The sequence below is a fragment of the Streptomyces sp. DSM 116795 genome, from assembly GCF_055792905.1.
Genome location: NZ_CM147707.1, coordinates 3565731 through 3583562, shown reverse-complemented (window position 1 = coordinate 3583562; position 17832 = coordinate 3565731). Strand labels below are relative to the sequence as shown.

The window sequence follows — 17832 nt, the reverse complement described above, 5'->3', positions numbered from 1 at the left end:
ACTCGGATGTCCGGGCTCAGATGTCAAGGCTCAGATATCCAGGAAGCGGACGTCCTTGGCGTTGCGCTGGATGAACGAGCGCCGGGCCTCCACGTCCTCGCCCATGAGAATCGAGAAGAGGTCGTCCGCCGCGGCCGCGTCGTCCAGCGTCACCTGGCGCAGCACCCGGTGATCGGAGTCCATCGTGGTGATGCGCAGCTCCTCGGCGTTCATCTCGCCCAGACCCTTGAAGCGCTGGATCGAGTCGTCCTTGATCCTCTTGCCCTGCTCACGGCCGAGCTCGATCAGGCTGTCGCGCTCGCGGTCGGAGTAGGCGTACTGATGCTCGTCACGCCCCCACTTGATCTTGTAGAGCGGCGGCTGCGAGAGGAAGACGTGCCCCGCCTCGACCAGCGGACGCATGAAACGGAACAGCAGGGTCAGCAACAGGGTGTTGATGTGCTGGCCGTCGACATCGGCGTCGGCCATCAGAATGATCTTCTGGTAACGCAGCTTCGCGATGTCGAAGTCCTCATGGATGCCGGTGCCGAACGCCGAAATCAGCGCCTGCACCTCGGCGTTCTGCAGCACCTTGTCGATCCGGGCCTTCTCCACGTTGAGGATCTTGCCGCGGATCGGGAGGATCGCCTGGAACTCCGGGTTGCGGCCCGACTTGGCCGAGCCGCCCGCCGAGTCGCCCTCCACGATGAAGATCTCGCACTTGGCCGGATCGTTCGACTGGCAGTCGCTCAGCTTGCCCGGCAGCGACGCCGTCTCCAACAGGCCCTTGCGGCGCGTCAGATCACGGGCCTTGCGCGCCGCGACACGCGCCGTCGCCGCCTGGATGCCCTTACGGATGATGTCCGCGGCCTCGTTCGGATTGCGGTCCAGCCAGTCGCTCAGATGCTCGTGGGTGATCTTCTGTACGAAGGTCTTCGCCTCCGTGTTGCCCAGCTTCGTCTTCGTCTGGCCCTCGAACTGCGGCTCACCGAGCTTGACGGAGATGATCGCCGTAAGCCCCTCCCGGATGTCCTCACCCGTGAGGTTGTCGTCCTTGTCGCGCAGCAGACGCTTGTCCCGCGCGTACCGGTTGATCAGACCCGTCAGCGCCGCACGGAAACCCTCCTCGTGCGTGCCGCCCTCATGCGTGTGGATCGTGTTGGCGAAGGAGTACACACCCTCGCTGTACTGGTTGTTCCACTGCATCGCGATCTCGACCGAGACCATCCGGTCCTTGTCCTCGGCCTCCACGTCGATCACGGTCGGGTGCACCAACTCGCCCTTGCGGGAGTTGAGATAGCGCACGAAGTCGGAGATGCCGCCCTCGTAGTGGTAGCGGACGGAGAGCTGATTGCCCTCCTCGTCCACGTGCTCCTGACGCTCGTCCCGCAGCTCGATCGTCAGGCCCTTGTTCAGGAACGCCATCTCCTGGAAACGGCGGGAGAGCGTCTCGAACGAGTACTCCGTACTCTCGAAGATCTCCGAGTCCGCCCAGAACGTCACCGTCGTGCCGGTCTCGTCAGTGGGCTCGTTGCGCTTCAGCGGCGCGGTCGGCACACCCAGCTTGTAGTCCTGAGTCCAGCGGTAGCCGTCACACCGGATCTCCACCGCCAAGCGCTGCGACAGCGCATTCACCACGGACACACCGACACCGTGCAGACCACCGGAGACCGCGTAACCGCCGCCGCCGAACTTGCCGCCCGCGTGCAGCACGGTCAGCACGACCTCCACCGCGGGCTTCTGCTCCGACGGCACGATGCCCACGGGGATCCCACGGCCGTTGTCCTCGACCCGAACCCCGCCGTCGTCGAGCAGCATCACCGTGATCGTGTCCGCGTGGCCGGCCATGGCCTCGTCGACCGAGTTGTCCACGACCTCCTGTACGAGGTGATGCAGACCACGCTCACCGGTCGACCCGATGTACATGCCGGGCCTCTTGCGTACCGCCTCAAGCCCTTCGAGGACGGTGATCGCATTCGCGTCGTACGAAGGCTCCGACTCCGCGGACACCGGAGAGACCGGCGGTCCCACCGGGGGGACCTCGGCGCCGGCACCGTCGACGAGCGCGGCGTCGGTGCCGGTGTCAGTGGAGTTGTTCTCGGACTCGTTGAGATCGCCGGAATCGGCCACGAAGCGCCCTTTCTGGCACAGCACAGGCCGACTCCATGGATGTGGAGCGGCTGCGTCGTTCGACATGTTCCGCAACGGGGCGGGTTAGTCACCAGTGTACCGGTGGCGGCAGTGTGAATGGGGGTTTGCCGGTGCCTGAGTCCGCATGTGCCGTCCTGAATTGGCGTCCGCCGACTCCCCATATGCACACCGGGGGGCCAGAACGCTCACAGGGGCGCTCAGCGCTTCGACCTGTCAACGCTCCATCACCGTGAGCGCCGTCACGAATCACCCGTAGGTGTCGCCCGGACCCTTGCTACCCGGCGCACGCAACGGACCACTGCGCGTGCCCGGCGCCTGCGGTCCGCGAACCTTCAGGAACGCCACCGTTCCATCGCCCAGATCCTCGTTCAGGCGGGCCACAAGCCTCGGCGCCAGCAACCGCAACTGCGTCGCCCACGCCGTGGAGTCACACCGCACCGTGAGCACCCGCTCCTCCTCGTCGAACCGCTGCGGCTCGCAGTGCTGCGCCACCTCAGGCCCGACCAACTGCGGCCAGCGGCCCATCACACCGCCCACCGCAGCCGGGACCGCCCAGCCGCGCTCCGTGATCAAGCCCCGCACCGCGGCCCCCAGGGAGAGCGGATCGCGCCCGTCACGGCCCGCGGCGGAACGCGGCACCCGGCCACGCCGTACGTCCTTCTTCTGCTGAGCCGCCGCACCGCGCGCACGCGCCTGCTCCTTGGCCGCGCGCAACGCCACCCGGGCCAGGTCCACACCCGTGGGCTCCCCGGGCTCCGGACGCTCCGCGCCCGGCGGCTCCGCCGCGTCCGGGGCCGGGGTCCGCGGGGTCTCCCGGGTCGTCTCCGAGGTCAGCTCTGGGGTCCTCCGGGTCGTCTCCGCTCGCGACTCCTGTGGCTCCCCGGCCGGCTCATCGCTCATTCCGGCAGCACCTCCCCGCCGGCAACCGTGAAACGGGCCCCCGCCAGCACCTCCGGCACATCCTCCGGCACAGCCGCCGTCACCAGCACCTGCTCGCCGGGCACCACCAGCTCCGCGAGCCGCGCCCGCCGCTGCACATCCAGCTCCGCGAAGACGTCGTCCAGCACCAGCACCGGCTCGTTGCCCTCGCTCTTCAGCAACTCGTACGACGCCAGCCGCAGCGACAACGCCAACGACCACGACTCACCGTGGCTCGCATAGCCCTTCGCCGGCAACTCCCCCAACTTCAGCACCAGATCGTCCCGGTGCGGACCCACCAGGGTCACACCCCGCTCCATCTCCGCACGGCGCGACTCACGCAACGCCCCCAGCAGCCCGTCGTACAGCTCCGCCGGAGAGAACGCGCCGGCCTCGCCCCCGCCTTCGCCCCCGCCATCGCCGCCACCGGCACCGCCCGCGTCGCCGCTGCCGCCGTCCGCCGGAGTGCCCCTGTACTCCAGCCCCACCGGACCGCCGCCCGGCGCCAGCCGCTCGTACGCCTTGTCCGCAAGCGGCCGCAGCGCCGATATCAGCTCCAGCCGCCGCGTCAGCAACTCGGCACCCACACGCGCCAGATGCTCGTCCCACACGTCCAGCGTCGAAGTGTCCACGTCACGCCCCCCGTGACGCCGCGCCATCACAGCCGACTTCAGCAGCGAATTGCGCTGCTTGAGGACCCGGTCGTAATCGGAACGCACGCCCGCCATCCGCGGCGAACGCGCCGTGACCAACTCGTCCAGAAACCTGCGCCGTTCGCCCGGATCACCCTTCACCAGCGACAGATCCTCGGGCGCGAACAGCACCGTCCGCAGAATCCCCAGCACATCGCGCGGCTTCACCTGCGAGGACCTGTTGATCCTCGCCCGGTTCGCCTTGCCCGGATTCAGCTCCAGCTCAACCAGCTGCTGCCGGTCCCCCTGCCGGACCGCCGCCCGTACGACAGCGCGCGGCGCACCCATCCGCACCAGCGGAGCGTCCGACGACACCCGGTGGCTGCCCAGCGACGCGAGATAGCCGACGGCCTCCACGAGATTCGTCTTGCCCTGCCCGTTCGGCCCCACGAACGTCGTCACGCCCGGACCGAGAGACACCTCGGCCCGGGCGTACGAACGGAAGTCGGCGAGCGACAGATGCGTGACGTGCATCGGAACCGTCAACCACCCACCGGCGGAAGGACGTCCGCCCCCGGAGTGTCACCGTCCACATGGGCACCGCTCGCCGAGACCGCGTGACCCCCGAACTGATTCCGCAGCGCCGCCACCATCTTCATCTGCGGCGAGTCCTTCTGCCGGGACGAGAAGCGGGCGAAGAGCGACGCCGTGATCGCCGGCAGCGGCACCGCGTGATCGATCGCCGCGTCCACCGTCCAGCGCCCCTCGCCCGAATCCGCGGCATAGCCGCGCAGTTCGGCAAGGTGCTCGTCCGATTCCAGCGCCTTGACCGCGAGATCCAGCAACCAGGACCGGATGACGGTGCCCTCCTGCCACGAGCGGAAGACCTCACGCACATCCGTCACCGAATCGACGGCCTCCAGCAGCTCCCAGCCCTCGGCGAATGCCTGCATCATCGCGTACTCGATGCCGTTGTGGACCATCTTGGCGAAGTGGCCCGCGCCGGCCTTGCCGGCGTGCACGGAGCCGAACTCGCCCTCGGGCTTGAGCGCGTCGAAGACGGGCTGCACCCGGGCCACATGCTCGGCGTCCCCGCCGTACATCAGCGCATAGCCGTTCTCGAGGCCCCAGACGCCGCCGGAGACACCGCAGTCGACGAAACCGACGCCCTTGGCCGCCAGCTCCTCAGCGTGCTGCTCGTCCTCCGTCCAGCGCGAATTGCCGCCGTCGACGACCACGTCACCGGGGGAGAGCAGCCCTGCCAGCTGATCGATCGTCGACTGCGTGGCAGCGCCCGCCGGCACCATCACCCACACGACGCGCGGCCCTTCAAGCTTCGTCACCAGCTCCTCGACGCTCCGCACATCCGCGACATCGGGATTGCGGTCGTAGCCGATGACTGTGTGGCCGGCCCGGCGGATGCGCTCGCGCATGTTCCCGCCCATCTTGCCGAGACCGATGAGACCGAGCTCCATCAGTGCCCCTTCTTTCACGGTTCGTACTGCGCCCCGACCCTACGCCCACAGGTCGCGTGCACACCTGTGGACACCGGACGCTCATACGTGCTGACCAGGGGCGCTACGCGCTACGGGACCCCCGCCCGGCCCATGACGGACAAGGACCCGGAGTCGAAGTCGGAGTCGACGGGCAGCTCAGCCCGACAACCGCACAGGCATGATCAGGTACTTGTACGCGTCGTCCGCCTCGACGTCCCTCGCGGGCTTGCCGCTCAGCAGCGCCGGCTTCGTCGACGTCGTGAAGGAGAGCTGGGCGACAGGGGAGTCGATCGCGCTCAGGCCCTCAAGAAGGAAGCCCGGGTTGAAGGCGATCGAGACGTCGTCGCCCTCCAGCTCCGAGTCCACACGCTCCACAGCCTGTGCATCGTCGCTGGAACCCGCTTCGAGCGTCAGCACGCCCTGCTCGAAGCTCAGCCTGACCGGAGTGTTCCGCTCGGCGACCAGGGCGACGCGCTTCACCGCCTCGACGAAGGGCGCAGTCTCGATCACCGCCACCGAGTTGAACTCCGTGGGGAACAGCGTGCGGTACTTGGGCAGATCACCCTCGAGCAGCCTGGTGGTCGTACGCCGCCCGGCGCCCTCGAAACCGATCAGGCCTTCGCCCGAACCCGAACCCGAAAGCGCCAGCGAGACGTTGTCGCCGCTGCTGAGCGACTTGGCCGTCTCCAGCAGCGTCTTGGCCGGTACGAGCGCCACCGAGGAGGCGTCGGGTGTCTCCGGCTTCCACAGGAACTCCCGGACGGCGAAGCGGTACCGGTCCGTCGAGGCCAGGGTGACGGTGTCGCCCTCGATCTCGATCCGTACACCGGTCAGCACCGGCAGCGTGTCGTCGCGGCCGGCGGCGATCGCGACCTGGGAGACCGCGGACGCGAACACCTCGCCCGGCACCGTGCCGGTGGCGGTGGGCATCTCGGGCAGCGCCGGATACTCCTCAACAGGCAGTGTGTGCAGGGTGAACCGCGAGGAGCCGCAGGACACGGTCGCCCGTACACCGTCTGTGGAAATCTCCACGGGACGGTTGGGGAGCGAGCGGCAGATGTCGGCGAGCAGCCGGCCGGAGACGAGGACCGTGCCCTCCTCCTCGACCTCGCCCTCGACCGAAACCCGCGCCGAGACCTCGTAGTCGAAGCCGGACAGGCTCAAGGAACCGTCTTCGGCCTTCAGCAGCAGGCCTGCGAGGACAGGCACGGGCGGTCGGGCGGGGAGGCTCTTCGCAGCCCACGCCACCGCCTCCGCGAGTACATCGCGCTCTACCCGGATCTTCACCTTCAGCCGCCTCCTGCTGTTGCTGGCTGCTCGCCCTGCCGCCTGTCCTAGTCGGCTCGTTGCCGGGGACCAGTCTGACGCACGCCGCCGACAGTCGGCGTGGGTGTGGGTCAAGTCGTTGCGGGATGGGTAGGACAGGGGCGGCCTGAGTTGTGCACAGCCCCCACTTCGAAACAGATTCCGCGCTATATAACCGTGGTCGTAGTAGTAGGGCTTGTGGAAACCGTGGATAAGTCCGTTTTCCCTGCTCAGCGCGCGAATTTTGTCCACCGGCCCTGTGGGCGGGACCAGTGGACAGGTGACGGTTTCTGTGGACGCCGAAAAGTTCTGCACATCCGGTGCACAGCCCGCCGGAACTTCCCCACAGCCACGTGCAATGTTGTCCCCAGGTTTCCCACAGGGGGTGTGGGGGGTGGGGTGTGACGGCTTTCACTCGGACCAGTGAGCAGGCGCGTTGAGTTGCCGAACAGTGGACAGCGCTGTGGAGAAGCTGGGGACAACATGGCGGAGGCTGTGGGCGGGCGGTGGACAGTGACCTCCTCCGTCCGGTTCTCCGCTTCCAGGGTCCACACCCTGTGGACTCGGTTGCGCACAAATCCACACCCCGTTGACCACCGGTGATCGCCTGTCAGCAGTCCCCTCTGTGGACGCTGTTGGGACAACTTGCGGGACCCACAGGGTGTGGACGCCTCATTCGGCCCCAGGCTGTGGAACTCGCCCTTGGTGCCTCTTGGATTCGAACAGCGAAGAGCCCCCGGGGAGTTGACTCCGAGAGGGCTCGTGGCGGCGTACGACGCGAGGGAGCGCGCGCGGCGGGCGTGAAGGGGCGTGTAAGGGGGCCGCGTGAAGGAGTGCGCTCAGGCGTTCTTGATGCGGTTCGTGAGCTCGGTGACCTGGTTGTAGATCGAGCGGCGCTCGGCCATGAGCGCCCGGATCTTCCGGTCGGCATGCATCACGGTCGTATGGTCGCGGCCGCCGAACTGGCTGCCGATCTTCGGCAGTGACAGGTCGGTGAGTTCGCGGCACAGATACATGGCGATCTGCCTCGCGGTCACCAGGACGCGGCTGCGGGACGAGCCGCAAAGGTCGTCGACCGTGAGCCCGAAGTAGTCCGCTGTGGCCGCCATGATGGCCGGTGCGGTGATCTCCGGTGTGGCGTCCTCGCCGCCGGGGATCAGGTCCTTGAGGACGATCTCGGTGAGACCGAGGTCCACAGGCTGCCTGTTGAGCGATGCGAAGGCCGTGACCCGGATCAGTGCGCCTTCGAGCTCGCGGATGTTGCGGGAGATCCGGGAGGCGATGAACTCCAGCACCTCGGGCGGTGCGTTGAGCTGCTCCTGCACCGCTTTCTTCCGGAGGATCGCGATGCGCGTCTCCAGCTCCGGCGGCTGTACGTCCGTGATCAGGCCCCACTCGAAGCGGTTGCGGAGCCGGTCCTCCAGCGTGATCAGCGCCTTGGGCGGACGGTCGCTGGAGAGCACGATCTGCTTGTTCGCGTTGTGCAGCGTGTTGAAGGTGTGGAAGAACTCCTCCTGCGTCGACTCCTTGTCGGCCAGGAACTGGATGTCGTCCACGAGCAGGATGTCCATGTCGCGGTACCGCTTGCGGAATGCGTCCGCCTTGCCGTCGCGGATGGAGTTGATGAACTCGTTGGTGAACTCCTCGGAGCTCACGTAGCGCACTCGTGTGCCCGGGTAGAGGCTGCGCGCGTAGTGACCGATCGCGTGCAGCAGGTGCGTCTTGCCGAGCCCGGACTCCCCGTAGATGAAGAGCGGGTTGTACGCCTTGGCCGGTGCCTCGGCGACGGCGACGGCCGCGGCATGCGCGAAGCGGTTGGAAGCGCCGATGACGAACGTGTCGAAGAGGTACTTCGGGTTCAATCGCGCGGTCGGTTCGCCGGGACCCGTGGCGGGCGCGGGCTGCGCGGCGAGGGGTCCGGGGGCGCCGCTGGACGCGGGGAGCTGGGACGGGCCGTCGTAGCGAGGGGCGGGGGGCTGGCCCTGGGGCGGCACCTGCGGCTGCGGCATCTGGCCCTGGGGAGGCGGCAGTTGCTGCTGGGCCTGGCGCTGGTGCTCGTAGGACTCGTACGAGGGCTGGGGGCGCTCGTACTGCTGCTGGTGCGGCGGGCGGTGCTGGTCGTAGTGCTGTTCGTACGTCTGCTGCTGGTGCTGCTGCTGCGCCTGCTGGGGGTGCGTCTGCTGTGAGTGGTGCTGTTGCTGCTGCGGCGGTGGCTGGTTCCGGGGCGCGTACTGACTCTGCTGGGGCTGCGGCCACGCGCCGCTCTGCCGCGGCGCCTCCGGGTACTCCGGGTAGGCGGGACGCGGGCTGGGAAGGTCGCGGTTCTCGTAGCTCTCGTACCTGCCGCCGGCGTACCCGCCGTTGTCGTAGCCGCTGTCGTATCCGCCGCCGCCGTGCTCGTGGCCCACCGGACCACCCGCGTCTCCGCTCTCGTGCGGGGCGGGGGTGTGCTGTGCCGGTACGGACGGAGCGGACTGCTGCGCGTCCGGTGCCGCCGCTGCCGCGGCTGCGGCCGCCGCGTCGGTGGCCGCCGACTGGGCGGACGCTTCCGGAGCGGGCCCGGTGACCGTGATCGCGAGCCGGATGGGCTGCTGGCACTCCCGGCTGAGCGCATCGCTGATCACCGGGGAGAGACGGCCCTCCAGGACGCCCTTCGCATACTCGTTCGGCACGCCGAGGAGAGCGGTGCCCGAGACGAGGACCAGTGGCTGGGCTTCGCGCAGCCAACGCTGGTCCTTGGCCTCGACGCCCTGACCGTCCGAGAGGAGTTGGTCCAGTACTCGTGGCCACACTGCGGCAAGATCGGCAGGCAGGTCAGCCACGGGTCACGCTTCTCTCACTCGCTGGGTGTGATGCTTCGGGGAAGCCGGCTGGATCCCACGAATGTGTGGTTCTGCGGGCGGTCGGGAGGGATGGGAAGTTCAGTCACGGTAGTCAGGGCGACGTGCACCATTCAAGTCGTTGTCCACAGGCTGTGCACGAGCGGTGCCCGGCCCCTCGCTGCAGCCTTCGGTGGGGGCCGTCGGTGGTTTGACCGAATGGCGTAGCCGCGCGTACCGTAACGAGGTCGAGTTGTCGACGGCTGCTGCCGCCTGCCTCCGATGGGCAAGATCCATGAGACTCTTCACGGATCATGAAGCGGTGCGCACTCGGGCGTTGCGAGCTACTCGTGGGCGCACGGTGACAGCCTGTCGACTCCATACGCCCATCTCCCGCGGCCGACGCGGGACACGAAGCTTTCCTGGAGCCCCCGAGTGAGCAAGCGCACCTTCCAGCCGAACAACCGCCGCCGCGCGAAGACCCACGGCTTCCGGCTGCGCATGCGGACTCGCGCCGGCCGCGCGATCGTCGCCAACCGCCGCAGCAAGGGTCGCAGCCGCCTGTCGGCCTGAGCGGCCTGACCTCCGGTCCATGACGTGCTGCCTACCGAGAACCGGCTGAGGCGGCGCGAGGACTTCGCGGCCGCGGTACGCCGAGGACGCCGGGCGGGCCGCCCGCTTCTCGTCGTCCACCTTCGCAGCAACAGCAGCTCATCGGACCCGCACGAGGCCAGGGGAGACGCTCCCCCGGCACGTGCGGGTTTCGTCGTGAGCAAGGCCGTCGGCAACGCGGTTGTGCGCAACCGCGTCAAGCGGCGGCTTCGGCATCTGGTACGGGAGCGATTGGCCGCGTTGCCCCCAGGTAGCCTGGTTGTCGTACGGGCGTTGCCGGGCGCGGGTGTGGCAGGCCATGACGAGCTGGTGCGCGACCTGGACGCCGCTTTCAGGCGGCTGCTTGGAAGGCCTCCGTCATGAAGTACCCGCTGCTGTGGTTGATCAAGTTGTATCAGTGGACCATCAGTCCGATGCTCGGGCCGGTGTGCCGGTACTACCCGTCGTGCTCGCACTATGGCTACGCGGCCATCGGGCGGCACGGCGCTGTGAAGGGGACGGCGCTGACGGCCTGGCGCATTCTGCGCTGTAACCCCTGGTCCCCAGGTGGCGTCGACCACGTCCCCGCCCGGAAGCATCCGGTTTGGCACCAGCGGCTGCGTTACCGCTGGCAGCAGTACCGGACCCAGTCCAACGCCCAAGGAGCCTGATGAATTTCCTGGACGATATCCTCGAACCTCTCTATATCGCTGTCTCCTGGATCATTGTCCAGTTCCACTCGCTGTTCAGCCTCGTGTTCGCGGAGGAGAGCGGATGGGCCTGGGGTCTGTCGATCTTCTTCCTGGTGGTGCTGATCCGGATCTGCCTGATCCCGCTGTTCGTGAAGCAGATCAAGTCGACGCGGAACATGCAGGCGCTCCAGCCGAAGATGAAGGCGATCCAGGAGCGCTACAAGAGCGACAAGCAGCGTCAGTCCGAAGAGATGATGAAGCTGTACAAGGAGACGGGCACGAACCCGCTCTCCAGCTGTCTGCCGATCCTCGCGCAGTCGCCGTTCTTCATCGCGCTCTTCCAGGTGCTGAACCACATCGCGAACAACCGGCCGGTGGGTGTCCTCACCGCGGAGCAGGTGGACAGCGCTCGTAACGCGTCGGTCTTCGGCGCTCCGATCGCGGCGAAGTTCCTGGACAGCGCCGAGAAGGTCGCCGAGCTCGGAGCCGGGCTGACGGATGTGCGGGTCGTCACGGTCATCATGATCGTCATGATGTCGGCGTCGCAGTTCTACACGCAGCGCCAGCTGATGACGAAGAACGTCGACCTGACGGTGAAGACGCCGTTCATGCAGCAGCAGAAGATGCTGATGTACGTCTTCCCGATCATGTTCGCCGTCTTCGGCATCAACTTCCCCGTGGGTGTTCTCGTCTACTGGCTCACGACGAACGTCTGGACGCTCGGGCAGCAGATGTTCGTCATCAAGCGCAATCCGACACCGGGCTCCATCGCGTACAAGCAGCGTCAGGAGAAGCTGCGGGCCGCCGGGAAGCTGAAGGAGGACCCGAAGGAGGTCGAGGCGCGGGAGGCTGCGGAAGAGGCACGCTCCCGGCGTCAGCAGCCCAAGCGGCAGTCGAAGTCCCAGCGTCAGCAGGGCAGGGCGGCCGGCACCGACGGGCCCACGTCGCTCACGAAGCAGGACGACGGTGGGAACGGCGCCTCCAAGGCGGACTCCGGCGGTGCGGCATCGCGCCAGCAGCCGAAGAAGGCCGGGCAGAAGTCCGGACAGAAGAAGTCGGGACAGCAGAAGTCCGGACAGCAGAAGTCGGGGCAGCAGCGCAAGGGTGGAGCGCAGCGCCCCAAGCACCCCTCCAAGAAGTAGCGAGAAGGAGCCCACGGCGTGACGGAGACGACGGACACCACTGGCACGACTGCTGCGGAGGAGACGGACACGCTGTCCCACCTGGAGCAGGAGGGGGAGATCGCGGCCGACTACCTGGAGGGGCTCCTCGACATCGCCGATCTCGACGGCGACATCGACATGGACGTCGAGGCCGACCGCGCCGCGGTGTCGATCATCAATGACGGGTCCGGTCGCGATCTCCAGAAGCTGGTGGGCCGCGAGGGTGAGGTTCTGGAAGCGTTGCAGGAGCTGACGCGGCTCGCGGTGCACCGGGAGACTGGCGACCGCAGCAGGCTGATGTTGGACGTCGCGGGCTTCCGGGCCCGGAAGCGTGAAGAGCTCGCGGAGCTCGGAGCCAAGGCGGCGCAGGACGCCAAGGGCTCTGGAGAGCCCGTGAAGCTGCGGCCCATGACGCCCTTCGAGCGCAAGGTCGTCCATGACGCGGTCAAGGCGGCGGGGCTGCGCAGTGAGTCCGAGGGCGAGGAACCACAGCGCTGTGTGGTCGTGCTGCCGTGACCGACGGTTCGGTGGGGCAGGCCGGGCCACCTGAGGGGGGCTCGGCGGAGTCCAGTGAGCTGTCGGAACTGTCGCGGCCGCCCGAGGCGGCCCGGAAGCTGTTCGGCGAGCAACTCCCCGAGGTCGAGCGCTATGCGGAGTTGCTCGCGGATGTGGGCGTGCGCCGTGGACTGATCGGGCCGCGGGAAGTGCCGCGGCTGTGGGAGCGGCACCTGCTGAACTGTGCCGTTCTGTCGGAGATCGTGCCGGAAGGCGTGACGGTCTGTGACGTGGGTTCTGGTGCGGGCCTGCCGGGCATCCCCTTGGCGCTCGTACGGCCGGACCTGGAGATCACGCTGCTGGAGCCCCTGCTGCGGCGTACGACGTTCCTCGAGGAGGTCGTCGAGCTGCTGGGGCTGGATCACGTGTCGGTGGCGCGTGGCCGCGCGGAGGAGATGCTGGGCGCGCTGCAGCCGGTGCATGTGGTGACCGCCCGGGCGGTGGCTCCGCTGGACAGGCTGGCCGGCTGGGGCATTCCACTGCTCAGGCCGTACGGAGAGATGCTCGCCATCAAGGGCGACACGGCCGACGAGGAGCTGAAGGGCGCACGCGACGCGCTGCACAAACTCGGTGTCGTGGAGACATCGGTGGTCCAGGTGGGCTCCGGTGTGGTGCATCCGCTCTCCACGGTCGTACGGGCTGAGGTCGGCGAGAGCCCGGGGGGTGTGCGCTTCGCGGCGCGGCGGGCGAAGGCGCAGAAGGCACGTGGACGGGCGGCACGCACTGGGCGTCGGCGACGCTGATTTCCGCACAGAGCGGGATGTCCGTTTACTCCAAAAAAGCTCTTAAGACTATGCGTTACGGTGTGTCGTCCTGGTGTGCGGTGCCCGAGTGTGCATCGTGTTTCACGTGAAACGCCGCTCTCTCTTGCAAGGAATCATCAGCCGTGGTCGCGCTCAAGCTGCGCAACGCGACCAGAAACCCTCGTCCAAGCCCCGCTCCTCGGTGGATTCATCCACAACTGAGCGGGGCTCGCTGGTTCATGACACCGAAAGCATGGCAGGCTCTGTTCAGCACGAGCCTTATGTCGAGGAGAGTGAACCGTTGCGGTCCGACGCCAATACCGCGGGACCGATGGCCGACCCGGTCCCCGGCCCCCGTTCAGAATCGGTGGATGTTTCACGTGAAACTCCGCCCCCGATGGACGATACGCCGATCGGTCGCGCCGCCCAGCAGGCGGTAGAGGCGATGAACCGTGCCGGCGAAGGCCTCCCCAGGCCCGAGCAGACACGGATCATGGTCGTGGCCAACCAGAAGGGTGGAGTCGGGAAGACCACCACCACCGTGAACCTGGCCGCCTCCCTGGCCCTGCACGGTGCCCGAGTCCTCGTGATCGACCTGGACCCTCAAGGGAACGCTTCGACAGCCCTGGGTGTCGACCATCACTCGGAAGTACCGTCGATCTACGACGTGTTGGTCGAAAGCATGCCGCTTTCGGACGTCGTCAAGCCGGTGCCGGACGTGGAGGGACTCTTCTGCGCACCCGCCACAATCGATCTCGCCGGTGCGGAGATCGAATTGGTGTCGCTGGTCGCACGGGAGAGCCGCCTTCAGCGTGCGCTGAGTGCGTATGAGCAGCCCCTGGACTATGTCCTGATCGACTGCCCGCCTTCGCTTGGTCTGCTGACCGTCAACGCCCTTGTCGCCGGTGCCGAAGTGCTGATCCCGATCCAGTGCGAGTACTACGCGCTCGAGGGTCTGGGGCAGCTTCTTCGGAACGTCGATCTGGTCAAGGGTCACCTCAACACACAACTGCACGTCTCGACGATCATCCTCACCATGTACGACGGCCGTACGCGGCTCGCTTCGCAGGTTGCGGACGAGGTGCGCAGCCACTTCAGTGCAGAGGTGCTACGGACGAACATCCCTCGGTCCGTACGCATCTCGGAGGCTCCCAGTTACGGGCAGACCGTTTTGACCTACGATCCTGGATCGAGCGGCTCACTCTCCTATCTGGAGGCAGCTCGTGAGATTGCGCTGCGCGATCCGAACGTGCAGCAGCGGCACGAGGAGTCGGTTCAGCAGCTGCAGCAACAGCAGAACAGCACCATGCCGGAGGGGACGCAGTGAGTGATCGACGTAGGGGGCTGGGCCGGGGGCTGGGTGCACTGATCCCGGCCGCGCCGGCATCCGGAACTGATGAGGGGAAGCCCTCGGTCGACGCCAACGGCGCCACTTCCCCGAGCGCCGTTCCTGTGATCCCGCCGGATCGTGGTGTGGCCGCGGCGAAGGTGACGGCGCTGCCGGACAGCGAGGCACGGGACGACGTTCCACGTGAAACGTCGGCGTCGGCGTCGGCGTCGGCGGGCGACGACGTGGCTGCGTCGGCGAGCGAAGTCGCTCCCGTCGGGGCGCACTTCGCAGAGGTGCCACTGGAGGCCATCACACCGAACCCGCGTCAGCCACGTGAGGTCTTCGACGAGGACGCGTTGGCGGAGTTGGTCACCTCCATCCAAGAGGTGGGACTGCTCCAGCCGGTCGTCGTACGTCAGTTGGGGCCGGAGCGCTATGAGCTCATCATGGGTGAGCGGCGCTGGCGTGCATGCCGTGAGGCCGGCCTGGAGCGCATCCCGGCGATCGTCCGAGCCACCGATGACGAGAAGTTGCTCCTGGACGCTCTTCTGGAGAACCTTCATCGGGCACAGCTGAACCCTCTGGAAGAGGCAGCCGCATACGACCAGCTTCTGAAGGACTTCAACTGCACGCACGATCAGCTCGCCGACCGAATCGGCCGTTCTCGTCCGCAGGTCTCGAACACGCTGCGGCTGCTGCGTCTTTCTCCGTCGGTGCAGCGGCGTGTGGCGGCAGGGGTGCTCTCCGCCGGGCATGCGCGCGCCCTGCTGTCGGTGGAGGACGGTGACGAGCAGGACCGCCTCGCACATCGCATCGTCGCCGAGGGCTTGTCGGTGCGTGCGGTCGAGGAGATCGTCACGATGGCGGGTTCTTCAGCCAAGAGCTCGGCCAAGCCGAAGGGTCCCCGTGCGGGACGGCGGGTCTCCCCCGCGCTGGACGAACTGGCCGGCCGGCTGTCGGACCGTTTCGAGACGCGGGTGAAGGTCGATCTCGGCCAGAAGAAGGGGAAGATCGTCGTCGAGTTCGCCTCGGTCGACGACCTTGAGCGCATCCTCGGTCAGCTCGCCCCGGGCGAAGGCCGCGTGCTGGGTAAGCAGTTGACCGCAGAGACCGCAGAGACCGCAGAGACCGCGCAGACCGGAGACGAGGAGAGCGAGGACTGAGCCTTTGGCCGGGAGCCGTGAGAGCGGCTGGTTCGGGTCTTGCCGATACCGGCCCGCAAGAACGGGACCGAATGTCGCCCCATGGATACGATGGATCCATGGGGCGACAGCTCGTTCCGCTCACGCTGGACAACCTCACCGACCTTCCCGGGCGCTGCCGCGCCTGTGTGTTCTGGGAGCTTGATCCCGTCAGCGGTGAGGCCGCGGCGCGAGCCGGGCGGCCCGAGGTCGAGAAGGAGTCTTGGATCTCCGCGGTGTTGCTGGAGTGGGGGTCCTGCGGGCGCGTCGTCTATGTGGACGAGAAGCCGGTCGGCTTCGTGCTCTACGCACCTCCCGCGTACGTCCCCCGGTCCTTCGCCTTTCCGACGAGCCCGGTCTCCCCTGACGCCGTCCAGTTGATGACGGCGTGGCTGAAGCCGGAGTGCCAGGGGCAGGGACTGGGGCGGGTCATCGTGCAGACCGTTGCGAAGGATCTGCTGCGGAGAGGCTTCAAGGCGATCGAGGCGTTCGGAAGCGCACGCTGGGCCGAGCCGGCATGTCTCGTGCCGGCGGACCATCTGCTGTCGGTCGGCTTCAAGACCGTACGGCCGCATCACAGCTTTCCCAGGATGCGACTGGAATTGCGCTCGACGGTCTCCTGGCGGGAGGACATGGAGCGCGCGCTCGATCAACTGATGGGGGCGGTGCAGAAGGACCGCGTGCTTCGGCCGTTGTGACCGCGGCGGAGCAGCGGCCGGTTCTGAGATGTCGGGGACGGGAGTCCGGGTCTCTGGGTTTCTGGTTTCACGTGAAACGGCCCGGCGTCGTGCGCCGGGCCGTTCCGTTGAGCGAGGGGTGAGCTCGGCTTCCGCCGCAGTCGCCTCAGCCGATGAACTCGGCGAGGTCCTTCTCGATAGCTGCCCGCGGCTTCGCGCCGACGATGGTCTTGACGACCTCGCCGCCCTTGTAGACGTTCATGGTCGGGATCGACATGATCCCGTACTTGGCGGCGACAGCTGGGTTCTCGTCGATGTTGAGCTTCACGACGGTGAGCTTCTCGCTGTTCTCGTCCGCGATCGCCTCAAGGGAGGGAGCGATCTGACGGCACGGACCGCACCAGGCAGCCCAGAAGTCGACGAGCACGGGCTTGTCGCTCTTGAGGACGACCTCCTCGAAGTCGGCGTCGGTTGCGGTCACGGTGGCACCGGCCATGATGGTTCTCCTCGATTCTCGTGATGTTGCGGGTGGTGCGTTGATGTCTTCTGTGCGGTACCGCGGCCTGCTGTGCGGTACCGCGGCGGCCCTCAGACCGCTGCGGTCTCGGCTGCCTGCTGGGCCTCCTCGGCCTTCTCCGGTTCGGCCGACTCGGCGCTGCCGTCGAGCTGGGCGGCGAGGTAGCGCTCGGCGTCGAGGGCGGCGGAGCAGCCGGTACCGGCCGCGGTGACGGCTTGCCGGTAGGTGTGGTCGACGACGTCGCCTGCGGCGAAGACGCCGGGCACGTTGGTACGGGTGGAGGGGGAGTCGACCTTGAGGTAGCCCTCCTCGTCCAGAGTGAGGATGCCCTTGAAGAGCTCGACGCGGGGGTCGTGGCCGATCGCCACGAAGAGCCCCGTCACCGGCAGCTCGGACGTGGCTCCAGTACTGGTGTTGCGGAGGGTCAGGCCGCTCAGCTTGCCGTCCTTCTCGTGGATCGTGGCCACCTCGCTGTCCCAGGCGAAGGTGATCTTCGGGTCGGCGAATGCGCGCTCCTGCATCGCCTTGGAGGCACGGAGCGCGTCGCGGCGGTGGACGACGGTGACGGAGTTGGCGAACCGGGAGAGGAACGTGGCCTCTTCCATCGCCGTGTCGCCACCGCCGACGACGGCGATGTCCTGGTTGCGGAAGAAGAAGCCGTCACACGTAGCACAGTAGGAGACGCCACGGCCGGACAGCTCCTCCTCGCGGGGCAGCCCCAGGGAGCGGTAGGCGGACCCGGTGGAGACGATCACCGTGCGGGCGCGGTGGACCGTGCCTGCCGAGTCGGTGACGGTCTTGATCTCACCCGAGAAGTCGACGGCGGCCACGTCGTCCGGGATCAGCTCGGCACCGAAGCGTTCCGCCTGCCCGCGCATCTGGTCCATGAGCTCCGGGCCCATGATGCCGTCCGTGAAGCCCGGGTAGTTCTCGACCTCGGTGGTGTTCATCAGTGCACCGCCCGCTGTCACCGAGCCTTCGAAGACCAGCGGCTTCAGCGAAGCCCGCGCCGTGTAGAGGGCGGCGGTGTAGCCGGCGGGCCCAGAGCCGATGATGATCACGTTACGGACGTCGCTCACGGGA

At 67.5% G+C, this 17832-nt stretch carries 17 protein-coding genes; 9 read left to right on the top strand and 8 right to left on the bottom strand.

What is annotated here, in order from left to right:
• Positions 1 to 30: 30 nt before the first annotated feature.
• The 6 genes from gyrB to dnaA form a co-directional block, all read right to left on the bottom strand.
• Complete coding sequence (gyrB, locus tag ACSMXX_RS15405) at positions 31 to 2133, bottom strand: DNA topoisomerase (ATP-hydrolyzing) subunit B (RefSeq protein ID WP_473179270.1); 2103 nt, start codon at positions 2131 to 2133, stop codon at positions 31 to 33.
• A 243-nt stretch (positions 2134 to 2376) separates the two neighbouring features.
• Entirely contained in the window at positions 2377 to 3030 is a 654-nt protein-coding gene (locus ACSMXX_RS15400; RefSeq protein WP_473179269.1) for a DciA family protein, read from the bottom strand.
• Positions 3027 to 4214 carry a DNA replication/repair protein RecF gene (gene recF, locus ACSMXX_RS15395; RefSeq protein ID WP_473184799.1) on the bottom strand — a complete coding sequence of 396 codons (1188 nt, stop codon included), beginning with the start codon at positions 4212 to 4214 and terminating at the stop codon, positions 3027 to 3029. Before recF ends, ACSMXX_RS15400 begins: the two co-directional genes overlap by 4 nt.
• A gap of 8 nt (positions 4215 to 4222) precedes the next feature.
• Positions 4223 to 5155, bottom strand: coding sequence for a phosphogluconate dehydrogenase (NAD(+)-dependent, decarboxylating) (gnd, locus tag ACSMXX_RS15390; protein ID WP_473179268.1), 933 nt, complete (start codon positions 5153 to 5155; stop codon positions 4223 to 4225).
• A 177-nt stretch (positions 5156 to 5332) separates the two neighbouring features.
• Complete coding sequence (dnaN, locus tag ACSMXX_RS15385; protein ID WP_473179267.1) at positions 5333 to 6463, bottom strand: DNA polymerase III subunit beta; 1131 nt, start codon at positions 6461 to 6463, stop codon at positions 5333 to 5335.
• 857 nt (positions 6464 to 7320) lie between these two features.
• Positions 7321 to 9273, bottom strand: coding sequence for a chromosomal replication initiator protein DnaA (gene dnaA, locus ACSMXX_RS15380; RefSeq protein WP_473184798.1), 1953 nt, complete (start codon positions 9271 to 9273; stop codon positions 7321 to 7323).
• Between the two features lie 462 nt (positions 9274 to 9735).
• Here dnaA and rpmH point away from each other — a divergent pair, with 462 nt between their 5' ends.
• From rpmH to ACSMXX_RS15335, 9 genes are all read left to right on the top strand, one after another.
• Positions 9736 to 9873 (top strand): 50S ribosomal protein L34, encoded by a 138-nt coding sequence (rpmH, locus tag ACSMXX_RS15375; protein WP_027748981.1) that lies wholly within the window; start codon positions 9736 to 9738, stop codon positions 9871 to 9873.
• A gap of 24 nt (positions 9874 to 9897) precedes the next feature.
• A complete protein-coding gene (gene rnpA, locus ACSMXX_RS15370; protein WP_473179266.1) occupies positions 9898 to 10275 on the top strand; it encodes a ribonuclease P protein component in 378 nt (125 codons plus the stop codon).
• Positions 10272 to 10562, top strand: coding sequence for a membrane protein insertion efficiency factor YidD (gene yidD / locus ACSMXX_RS15365; protein ID WP_070031154.1), 291 nt, complete (start codon positions 10272 to 10274; stop codon positions 10560 to 10562). Before rnpA ends, yidD begins: the two co-directional genes overlap by 4 nt.
• An 8-nt stretch (positions 10563 to 10570) precedes the next feature.
• On the top strand, positions 10571 to 11725 hold the full coding sequence (gene yidC / locus ACSMXX_RS15360; protein WP_473184797.1) for a membrane protein insertase YidC: 1155 nt from the start codon (positions 10571 to 10573) through the stop codon (positions 11723 to 11725).
• An 18-nt stretch (positions 11726 to 11743) separates the two neighbouring features.
• Positions 11744 to 12262, top strand: coding sequence for a Jag family protein (locus tag ACSMXX_RS15355; RefSeq protein ID WP_473179265.1), 519 nt, complete (start codon positions 11744 to 11746; stop codon positions 12260 to 12262).
• Positions 12263 to 12321: 59 nt separating this feature from the next.
• Positions 12322 to 13044 carry a 16S rRNA (guanine(527)-N(7))-methyltransferase RsmG gene (rsmG, locus tag ACSMXX_RS15350; protein WP_473184796.1) on the top strand — a complete coding sequence of 241 codons (723 nt, stop codon included), beginning with the start codon at positions 12322 to 12324 and terminating at the stop codon, positions 13042 to 13044.
• A gap of 253 nt (positions 13045 to 13297) precedes the next feature.
• Positions 13298 to 14371: a ParA family protein gene (locus ACSMXX_RS15345; RefSeq protein ID WP_473184795.1), complete on the top strand. Its 1074-nt coding sequence runs from the start codon at positions 13298 to 13300 to the stop codon at positions 14369 to 14371.
• A complete protein-coding gene (locus tag ACSMXX_RS15340) occupies positions 14368 to 15537 on the top strand; it encodes a ParB/RepB/Spo0J family partition protein (RefSeq protein ID WP_473179264.1) in 1170 nt (389 codons plus the stop codon). Before ACSMXX_RS15345 ends, ACSMXX_RS15340 begins: the two co-directional genes overlap by 4 nt.
• Positions 15538 to 15635: 98 nt before the next feature.
• Entirely contained in the window at positions 15636 to 16253 is a 618-nt protein-coding gene (locus ACSMXX_RS15335; protein WP_473179263.1) for a GNAT family N-acetyltransferase, read from the top strand.
• Positions 16254 to 16398: 145 nt separating this feature from the next.
• Here ACSMXX_RS15335 and trxA read toward each other — a convergent pair whose 3' ends face one another.
• Both trxA and trxB read right to left on the bottom strand, forming a co-directional pair.
• Positions 16399 to 16728, bottom strand: a complete 330-nt coding sequence (gene trxA, locus ACSMXX_RS15330) for a thioredoxin (protein WP_473179262.1) — start codon at positions 16726 to 16728, stop codon at positions 16399 to 16401.
• A gap of 92 nt (positions 16729 to 16820) precedes the next feature.
• Complete coding sequence (gene trxB, locus ACSMXX_RS15325) at positions 16821 to 17828, bottom strand: thioredoxin-disulfide reductase (protein WP_473179261.1); 1008 nt, start codon at positions 17826 to 17828, stop codon at positions 16821 to 16823.
• Positions 17829 to 17832: the final 4 nt, after the last annotated feature.